This window comes from Gemmata sp. (assembly GCF_051859125.1).
Classification (GTDB): Bacteria; Planctomycetota; Planctomycetia; order Gemmatales; family Gemmataceae; genus Gemmata.
On record NZ_JBHYGG010000129.1, the window covers coordinates 1 to 9,330 of the forward strand.

The 9,330-nt window shown below is 70.3% G+C and carries 9 protein-coding genes; 5 read left to right on the forward strand and 4 right to left on the reverse strand.

The annotated features are described in order from the left end of the window. Nucleotides 1–146: 146 nt before the first annotated feature. The 3 genes from hemC to ACTIGN_RS13630 form a co-directional block, all read right to left on the reverse strand. Entirely contained in the window at nt 147–1,070 is a 924-nt protein-coding gene (gene hemC / locus ACTIGN_RS13620) for a hydroxymethylbilane synthase (protein ID WP_439624660.1), read from the reverse strand. Continuing rightward, a complete protein-coding gene (locus ACTIGN_RS13625; RefSeq protein ID WP_439624662.1) occupies nt 1,067–1,558 on the reverse strand; it encodes an HIT family protein in 492 nt (163 codons plus the stop codon). Before ACTIGN_RS13625 ends, hemC begins: the two co-directional genes overlap by 4 nt. Nucleotides 1,559–1,630: 72 nt before the next feature. Next, nucleotides 1,631–2,683, reverse strand: a complete 1,053-nt coding sequence (locus ACTIGN_RS13630; RefSeq protein WP_439624664.1) for a hypothetical protein — start codon at nt 2,681–2,683, stop codon at nt 1,631–1,633. A 239-nt stretch (nt 2,684–2,922) separates the two neighbouring features. Between ACTIGN_RS13630 and hslV the strand changes: the two genes are divergently transcribed. The 3 genes from hslV (at nt 2,923) to ACTIGN_RS13645 (ending at nt 6,006) form a co-directional block, all read left to right on the forward strand. After that, complete coding sequence (hslV, locus tag ACTIGN_RS13635) at nt 2,923–3,456, forward strand: ATP-dependent protease subunit HslV (protein ID WP_439624666.1); 534 nt, start codon at nt 2,923–2,925, stop codon at nt 3,454–3,456. Between the two features lie 110 nt (nt 3,457–3,566). Beyond that, complete coding sequence (gene hslU / locus ACTIGN_RS13640) at nt 3,567–4,901, forward strand: ATP-dependent protease ATPase subunit HslU (RefSeq protein WP_439624676.1); 1,335 nt, start codon at nt 3,567–3,569, stop codon at nt 4,899–4,901. A gap of 58 nt (nt 4,902–4,959) precedes the next feature. After that, nucleotides 4,960–6,006: a DNA topoisomerase IB gene (locus ACTIGN_RS13645; RefSeq protein WP_439624668.1), complete on the forward strand. Its 1,047-nt coding sequence runs from the start codon at nt 4,960–4,962 to the stop codon at nt 6,004–6,006. A gap of 13 nt (nt 6,007–6,019) precedes the next feature. Here the strand turns inward: ACTIGN_RS13645 and ACTIGN_RS13650 are convergent, their stop codons facing one another. After that, nucleotides 6,020–6,934, reverse strand: coding sequence for a hypothetical protein (locus tag ACTIGN_RS13650; protein ID WP_439624670.1), 915 nt, complete (start codon nt 6,932–6,934; stop codon nt 6,020–6,022). Between the two features lie 192 nt (nt 6,935–7,126). Between ACTIGN_RS13650 and ACTIGN_RS13655 the strand changes: the two genes are divergently transcribed. Both ACTIGN_RS13655 and truD read left to right on the forward strand, forming a co-directional pair. Continuing rightward, nucleotides 7,127–7,867: a hypothetical protein gene (locus tag ACTIGN_RS13655; RefSeq protein WP_439624672.1), complete on the forward strand. Its 741-nt coding sequence runs from the start codon at nt 7,127–7,129 to the stop codon at nt 7,865–7,867. Nucleotides 7,868–8,026: 159 nt separating this feature from the next. Further along, on the forward strand, nt 8,027–9,196 hold the full coding sequence (gene truD / locus ACTIGN_RS13660; RefSeq protein WP_439624674.1) for a tRNA pseudouridine(13) synthase TruD: 1,170 nt from the start codon (nt 8,027–8,029) through the stop codon (nt 9,194–9,196). The last annotated feature ends 134 nt before the right edge of the window (nt 9,197–9,330 follow it).

Below are 9,330 nucleotides of genomic sequence, written 5' to 3' on the forward strand. Positions count from 1 at the left end.
AGCGCCGAGCGAGGGTCAGCGTGGACCCTCGCTCGGCGCTCGGGCTCGGACCCATACGGGTCCAACAGATCCGGTATGACACCGGCCGCGCTCCGCGGCTCACCGGTCACCGCTGTTGCGCCGGGGTGCGACCCTCGGAGAGTCGCCTACTGTGGGGCCGACTCCAACAACTCGCCCGCGCCTTCGGAAAGGAGCATTGCGGCGAGTTCCTGGCCGGTGGCGAGCGGGGCGGCGGCCGGGCCGGTGTGCGTCGCGACCACGCGGCGGCGGCCGTCGGGTGTGAGCACCGCCCCCCGGACCGTTAGCACCCCGTCGAGCACCTTCGAGGTCGAACCGATCGGCACGAGGCACCCGCCGCCCAGCGCGTACAGCATCGCCCGCTCAGCCAGCACCCGCGAATAGGTGTTCGCGTCGCGGAGCGCTTCCACGATGTGCTTCGTCGCCCCGTCGCTCGCCCGGCACTCCAGGCCGATCGCCCCCTGCCCAACCGCCGGCAGCATCCACGACGGGTCGAGGACCTCGGTGATGCGGTCCGCGAGCCCGAGGCGGATCAGGCCGGCTTCGGCGAGGATGATCGCGTCGAGGTTCTGCTCGTCGAGCTTCCGCAGCCGCGTGTCCACGTTGCCGCGGAGGTCGAGGAGCTTCAGGTCCGGCCGGCGGTTCAGTACCTGCGCGCGGCGGCGCAGGCTGCTCGTGCCGACCACCGCCCCCGTTGGCAGGTCTTCGAACCTCTTGTGCTTCCGCGAGACGAACGCATCGCCGGTCGGCCCGCGGGGGGGCACCGCGACGAGTTCCAGTTCGGGCTCCGGGATCGTCGGGAGGTCTTTGAGGCTGTGGACGGCGACGTCGGCGCGGCCGTCGAGCAGCGCGTTCTGGATCGCCTTCGTGAAGACGCCGAACCCGCCCATCGCGGACAGCGCCGACGCCTGGTCGCGGTCGCCGTGCGTCTCGATGAGCACGAGTTCGACCGGCCGCGGGGCGACGAGTGGGCGGAGCAGCCCGGCGACGTAGTTCGCCTGCCACAGGGCGAGCGGGCTGCCGCGGGTGCCGAGGCGGAGTGCGGAGATCATGGTGCGGTCGGTGCCCCGTTCGCGGTGAGCCAGGTCTGAAGCCGGGCGACGCACTCCGCGGGCGGCACCGTGCCCGCCCGGAGCCGCTGGTTCTCGGCGGGATCGGCCTCGGCCCGCTCGGTGGCGAACCACACCGGCCGGAGCCGCTCCGGGTCGCCGGCCGACCGCGGGAAGACGTGCCAGTGCAGGTGCGGGACGACGTTGCCGAGCAACTCGTAGTTCAGCTTGTGCGGCGAAAAGCACGCCTCGATGCCGGCCGCGAGCGTCGCCATCTCGTCGAGGAACGCGGCCCGTGCCGGCCCGAGTTGGCTGAGTTCGGACGCCGCCGCACGCGAGACCAGGACGCAGTACCCGGTGTAGAACTGCCACGGGCCGAGGACGGCGAACGAGTGCGGGAACCGCCAGACGATGCGGTCGCCCCACCCGCGGTCCGGGTCGGCGACGGCCTTGCACATCGGGCAGTTCGGGTCGTGCGGCATGTGGGTCATGGTAACAACTGGAAACGCGAAAGCCCACGGACGCGGGTCCGCGGGCTCTCGTTTCTACCGGCCGGGAGCGGGTCAGAAGTCGCCGCCCCCGAAGTCGCCGCCGCCACCAAAGTCACCACCACCGCCGAAGTCGCCCCCGCCACCGGTGTCGCCGCCGCCGTCGTAGCTGCCACCGGCCCCGGTGTCGCCGCCGAAGTCGCCGTCGCCGGAGGTGCCGGCGTCGCCGCCCGCCCCACCGTCCCCGGCGTAGGCGTCGGACCCGCCGAACATGCCGCCGTTGCCGAACATGCTGTTGTACATCCACATGCCGGCCATCGCGCCGAACATGCCGCCCAACAGCGACGAACCGAACCCGCCGCCGCCGCCACCGCCGCCGTACCCGCCGCCCCCACCGCCGCCGCCCGTGAACGCCCGGATCAGGCCGATCACGACCCACACGCCGAGGAGCACGCACAGGCCGAGGCACACCCACCCGCCGACGCCCATGCCGGGCTTGTGGCCGTCGGCGTGCGCCCGGTTGTTCGTGGTCGTCGCGGACACGGTTGTGTCCTTGAGGTCACTGACCACGACCCCGATCGCCGAGACGAGCCCCTCGTCGCGGATCTTGAACTGCTCCGCGTCCGACTTGCCCTCGGTCTTCGCGGCCGCGGCCGCACGGAACGACCCGAGCAGCTTGTCGCGGACCTGCTTCTCGTTCTCGTTCGAGAACCCGCGGTCGCGGGTCGTCTTGTCGGCGATGACCTCGATGTAGCCGGGGCTGCGGCACACCAGAATGTACACGCCCTTGGCCTTGTCGCCCTGCGCCCGCTCCATCGCCCAGTCGCGGAAGAACTTCGCCTTCTCCGCCTCACCGGCCGGGGCGGTCTTCCCCTCCGGCGGCTTGGCGTACAGGTCGACGGTCACGGTCAGCCCGTGGTCGAACGAGGTGCTGTTGAGCGCGGTCTCGGCCCGCGCCACACCGTCGGGAGTGAACAGCTTCGATTCGCCATCGTTGCCGTAGACGTGCAGGACGCCCGACGCCTTGACCGGCTTCTGCGCCACGGCCAGCGCCGCGCCCGGCACCGCAAGAAGGCCGCCCGCCAACAGGGCCGCGAGCATCGCGCCCTTCAAGGTCTGTTTGGTCATGTGTTTCTCCTTGTGGTCGCGGGGGGTGGACGCATGGCAACGCGCACCGCCCACAAGTCGTTCCACCGGCATTCTATCTCACCGTGCCCGCCGCCCGCGGCAAATTCGCACGGGTCAACGGGTTTCGCTTCCCTGTTCCGGTCCCTCGCGGCGGGTATCATTAAAGCGAGCGGACCGGCCCCGGCCGTCCGGTTACTGACGTTACGAAGGTATTCGATCCCCCCGGAGCGATCTTAACCGTGCCCCGAATCCGCGCCACCACGATTCTCGCCGTCCGCACCGCCCACGGGGTCGCCCTCGGCGGCGACGGGCAGGTCACGCTCGGCAACATTGTGATGAAGAACGACGCGAAGAAGATTCGCAAGCTGTACGACGGCAAGGTGCTCACGGGGTTCGCCGGGGCCGCCGCCGACGCCTTCTCGCTGCTGGAGCGGTTCGAGACGAAGCTCCGCGACCACCAGGGCTCGGTCCCGAAGGCCGCGACCGAACTCGCGAAGGAGTGGCGGACCGACCGCGTCCTGCGGCGGCTCGAAGCGATGCTCATCGTGTCGGACCGCGACCACCTGCTGCTGCTCAGCGGCACCGGCGACGTGATCGCCCCAACCGACAACGTGCTGGCGATCGGCTCGGGCGGCCCGTACGCCCTGGCCGCGGCGCGTGCGCTGCTGGCCCACACCGCCCTCAAGCCCGCCGAGATCGTCCGGGCCGGCCTGGAGATCGCCGGCGACCTGTGCATCTACACCAACCGCAGCATCGAGGTTCACGAGCTTTAGTCGTCAGGTCGCCACGTCTTCAAGTCATCAAGTCGGAAGACGCTCGGCGACCGGACCTGACGACTTGATGACCTGCCGACTTGAAGATTGTGAGCGCAGCGAACATGGACATGACCCCGCGGCAGATCGTCGCCGAACTGGACAAGTACATCGTCGGGCAGAACGCGGCCAAGAAGGCGGTCGCGGTCGCGATCCGCAACCGGTGGCGGCGGCAGCAGCTCCCGGCCGACCTGCGGACCGACGTGACCCCGAAGAACATCATCCTCATCGGCCCCACCGGGGTCGGCAAAACGGAGATCGCCCGGCGGCTCGCGCAGCTCGTCGGCGCGCCGTTCATCAAGGTCGAGGCCACCAAGTTCACCGAGGTCGGGTACGTCGGCCGCGACGTCGAGAGCATCATCCGCGACCTCACCGAGGCCGGCGTCGGGCTGGTGAAGCAGGAGATGCGGGTCCGCGTCCGCGAGAAGGCCCAGGAGCGCGTCACCGAGCGGCTCCTCGACCTGCTCGTTCCGGCCCCGAAGAACAGCCCGTGGGAGCCCGAGCAGGAGAAGGAGGAACTCGAGCGCCGCCAGCGGACCCGCGACAAGATGCGGGCCAAGCTCGACGCCGGCGAACTCGAGGACCGCGTCGTCGAGCTGACGGTCGAGCAGAAGGCCGTGCCCGTCCAGATCTTCTCCAACATGGGCATGGAGAACATGGACGTGGACCTCCAGAACATGTTCGACAAGATCATGCCGAAGGGCGGGCAGCCGCGGCAGCTCCCGATCAAGGACGCCCGCAAGCTGCTCCTCGAACAGGAGACCGAGGCGCTCATCGACCGGGCCGCGGTCGCCGAGCAGACCGTGGACCGGGTCGAGAACCACGGGATCGTGTTCCTCGACGAGATCGACAAGGTGTGCGGGCCGTCGGCCGGGCACGGGCCGGACGTGTCGCGCCAGGGCGTGCAGCGCGACCTGCTCCCGGTCGTCGAGGGCACCACGGTGAACACCAAGCACGGGCCGGTGAAGACCGACCACATCCTGTTCATCGCCGCCGGCGCGTTCCACACCTCGAAGCCGGCCGACCTGATGCCCGAGTTGCAGGGCCGGTTCCCGATCCGCGTCGAACTCACCGACCTGACCCGGCCCGACTTCCTCCGCATCCTCACCGAGCCGAAGCACGCGCTCACCAAGCAGTACGCCGAACTGCTCCGCACCGAGGGGGTCGACCTTCAGTTCACACAGGACGGCATCGAGGCGATCGCCGACATCGCGTTCGACGTGAACCGCACGCACCAGAATATCGGCGCGCGGCGGCTGCACACGATCCTGGAGAAGGTGGTCGAGGAGGTGAGCTACGAGGGGCCGGACCTCACCGAGAAGCGCGTGGTGGTGGACGGCGCGTTCGTCCGCGACCGGCTCGGCGAGATCATCCAGCGCGAGGACCTGAGCAAGTTCATCCTGTGACGGCCGGCCCCCCGCCCGCGGCACGCTGCGTGCTTGCTGAGGCGCAGGGGGATTGCTCATGGCCCGTTCCGGCACCACCGTTCGCGTCCGCCGAACCGTCACGACCACGATGACGGTCGAAACCACGTTCAAGTTCTCGGCGAGCGTGCGGGAATCGTCCGACGCCAAACCCGGCATCCGCCGCGAGCGCACCGACTCTGGCTTCCGCTACCGCACCGCCCGCGGCACGGTCGTAACCGACCCGGCGACGCTCGCCCGCATCCGCGCACTGGCGATCCCGCCGGCGTGGGAGCGGGTGTGGATCTGCGCCAGCGGCACCGGGCACGTCCAGGCGACCGGCCGCGACGCCCGCGGGCGGAAGCAGTACCGCTACCACCCGGCGTTCCGGTGCTCGCAGGAGGGCGCCAAGTTCGGCCGGCTCGCCGCGTTCGGCAGGGCGCTCGGGCGCATCCGAACCCGTGTGGAGGCGGACCTCGCGCGGCCGGGCCTGCCCCGCGAGAAGGTGCTGGCCGCGATGGTCAAGTTGCTCGACCGGGCGCACCTCCGCGTCGGCAGCGCCGAGTACGCCAAGACGAACAAGTCGTTCGGCCTCAGCACGCTCCAGGACCGCCACGTCTCGTTCGCGGGCGGCACGCTGCGGGTCAAGTTCCGCGGCAAGAGCGGCCTGTGGCACGACCGCGCGGTCGGCGACCGGAAACTTGCCCGCATCGTGCGAGCGTGCCGCGACATCCCGGGCCAGCACCTGTTCCAGTACCGCGACGCCGATGGGGTCGCCCACCGCGTCGGCTCGGCCGAAGTGAACGCCTACATCCGCGAGGCGGCCGGCGGGGAGTTCACCGCGAAGGACTTTCGCACCTGGGCCGGGACCGTCGCGGCGCTCGGTCGGCTGATGAACGTGCCCCAACCGGCGACGCAGAGGGAGGCGGCGAGCGCCGTCGTTACCGTCATCACGGAAGTGGCGGCCGAACTGGGCAACACCCCCGCCGTGTGCCGCAAGAGCTACATCCACCCGGGCGTGTTCGAGGCGTTCCTGAACTCGGCCCTGCCCCGCGGCCGCCGCACCGCGTCGCACGAGAGCTGCGTGCTGAAGGTGCTCGCGGGGTGACGGCGATCCGCCGTTACTCCTCGATCCGCAGCGTGCCGAGGCTCACGACCGCGACGGCCGGGAGGTCTTTCAGCTCGGTGTTCGGCCCGAAGAACTCCGGGAACCCGGCCCGCGGCTTCCGCCGCCCCGCGAGCGTCAGCTTCGTCTTCCCGTCGCCGCGGAAGTGTTCCGACGCGCCGAGCAACCGCTCGACCAACTGCCGGTACGCCCAGTCCGAGCCGCCGACCTCGCGGAGCGCCGCGTAGTCGGTCGTCGTCACGCGCTTCTTCCCTTCGTCGGGGAACCCGAGCAGAAACGCCAGCTCCTTCTCGGAGCGCAGTTGCAACCTGGTCGGCACGAACCCGTCGCCGTCCGGGCGGGTGACGACCCAGCGGGCCTTGTCCGCGGCCATGCGATCGATGAGGCCGAGGGTGTTGCTCCACGTCGTCGGGTACACGCGCTCGGCCCAGGCGTCCGGCAGCGCGCCGTCGGTCGCGTCGCAGGACTTCACCGTCTCGGGGAACGTGAACACGACGGCGACCTTCTCCACGCCCTTCTCGATTTCGAGGATGTCCTCCAGGTCGTAGCCGATGGCCGCGAGGACGCCGAGCAGATCGCGACCGTAGGCGACCTCGGGGACCGTCAGGAACACGAACGGCCGCGAGCCGAGCCACCCGCCGGCCTTCAGTTTCCCGCCGTCGATGGCGTACTGCTTCGAGAGGATGCGAGCGTACACGCCCCCGCACTTCGCCGCGGCGGGTTCGATGGGCTTCTTGTCGGCCGCCAGCAACCGCTCGACGTGCGGCTTCAGGACTTGCGGCACCTGGCCACGTTCCGGAGGGTACAGGAGCTTGCGAACGGGGACCGCCTTCGCGGGCTCGGCGGGGAGCGCGGCCGGCGCGGCAAGCACGGCAACGGCGGCAAGCAGGGCGAAGTGGCAGCGGGTCATCGGCGGTTCCCTCCGGTTCAAGCGACCCCAGATCGTACCGGCCCCATCCCAGCTTCTCCAGCTTCCGCGACCGGAATTCTCCCCGCACCTTCGGCCGGTTCTCCCGTTGAGAAGATGTAACGGATGGCGCGGTCCTGCGAGTCCTGCCGATTTGAACAACAACACGAGTCCGGTCGGTCTGGGGGAATTGCCATGAGCGGGCGATACGCGGTGATCGGCGGCGTTCTGGGGCTCCTGCTCACCGGGCCGGGGTGCGTCACCTGCTGCACGAGCGGGTGCCGCCCGGCGCACGAGGCCGGGCCGGACTGCGACGCGCTCACCTGCCAACGGAACCGAGTGTACGTGTTCGCGATGTGCGGGGTGAACCCGGTCGAGATCGCCGCCACGGACACCTTCCGCGCGAACCTCAACCAGAAGGGTTTCATCAAGGTCGGGACCGGTCAGCCGCTGCACGCCGCGTGGATGGAAACGGAGATCCGCCGCGTCTGCGAGGAGGAGCCGAACAACCGCGTCGTGCTCGTCGGGATCGAGGGCGGGGCCGCGACCACCGCGAAGCTCGCCGAGAAGTTGAACGCCGCCGGCGCGCCGCTCGCCGCCGTGGTGTACTTCGACCGCCGCGTCGAACGCACCGGCCCGGGCGGGTGCCGCGTCCTGAGCGTGGCCGGTCACGGCGCGTCGGCCGCCGAATCCGCCGCGGCGGTCGCGCAGCTCCTCAACGAGGTCGCCGCGACGACGGGAAGCACGACCACAATCGAGGTGGTGAGCGACTACCCGCACGCCCCCTTGCCCCGCCCGACGATCGACCCGGGCACGAACCCCGAGTGGGCGTTCCTATTCGACGGCGGCATCCCGGCCCGGATCGGCAGCGCCCCGCTCGCGGCGAAGCCGGCCCCGCGACCGACGACCACAACTGCGACCGCCGCAAATCGCTGATGCGGGCGGTCCGGCCCGCTGCGAGATCCGCGCGAGGCGGTTGGCGGGCCGCCACGGAGGGCGGCCCCTACCGGAGTGTTGGTTCGTAGGGGCCGCCCTCCGTGGCGGCCCGCGTGAGGCGAACGACTTCACACCAGCGTCCGGCGGTATCATGACCGGATGAAACTGAAGCAACAGCCCGAGGACTTCCGCGTCGAGGAACTGACGGCCGCAGCGGCGGGCGGCGCGGGCGAGTTCGCGCTCTACCGGCTCGACAAGACCGGGTGGACGACCCCCGACGCGCTCGCCGCGGTCCGCCGGCGGTGGAACATCGACCTCCGCCGCCTCAGCTACGGCGGCCTCAAGGACCGGCACGCGGTCACCTCGCAGCACCTGAGCATCTTCCGCGGCCCGAATCGGAACCTCGCGCACGAGCGGATCGCGGTCACCTACCTCGGCCAGCGCACCGAGCCGTTTACCGCCCACGACATCACCGCGAACCGGTTCACCATCACCCTGCGGTCGATGAGTGACACCGGGGTGTCACAGGCCGTCGCGGCGCTCGCCGAAGTCGAGTCGTGCGGCCTGCCGAACTATTTCGACGACCAGCGGTTCGGCTCGGTCGGCGACCCGCCCACGTTCATCGCGAAGGAGATGGTGCTGGGCCGGTTCGAGGAGGCGCTCAAGCTCGCGCTCGCGGCCCCCTACGAGTTCGACCGCCGCGAGGCGAAGCGCGAGAAGGCGACGCTGCGCGCGATGTGGGGCGACTGGCCCACTCTCAAGGCGAAGCTCCCCCGCGGGCACGCCCGCAGCCTCGTCGACTACCTCGTGACGCACCCGACCGACTTCAAGGGGGCCGTCGCCCGGCTGCGGCCGGACCTCCAGGGGCTGTACCTATCGGCGTACCAGAGCCACCTCTGGAACCGGATGCTCGCGACGTGGTTGACCCGGGTGTTAGGCGCCGAGAACCTCGCGGCCGTCGAGTTGAAGCTCGACCGCGTGCCGGTGCCGGTTCGCGTGCCCGACGACAAGCGCGGCGAGTGGGAATCGCTCGCGCTGCCGCTGCCGAGTTCGCGGGCGAAGCCCGTGGCGGGCGCGCTGTGGTCCGAGGTCGCCGAAGAGGTGTTGAGGGGCGAGGGGCTGACGCTCGGCGAGTTGCGGATCAGGGGTCTCGAAAAGCCGTTCTTCTCGAAGGGCGAGCGGGCCGGGTGCGTGCGGCCCGCGAACCCGACCCACGCCGCAGACACCGACGATCTGAACCCCGGGAAGCAGAAGCTCACCCTGACCTTCGACCTGCCCCGCGGCAGCTACGCGACCATGCTCGTGAAGCGCGTGACCGGGGTGGTGTAGGAGCGGTGTCGATCCAGTACATTGGAATCGCAGTCGCAATGAAAGCTGATTGGAGATACGAGTCGCGCCTTGGCGGGCCGCCACGGAGGGCGGCCCCTACCGGAGTGTTCGCGTTTGGTTTGTAGGGGCCGCCC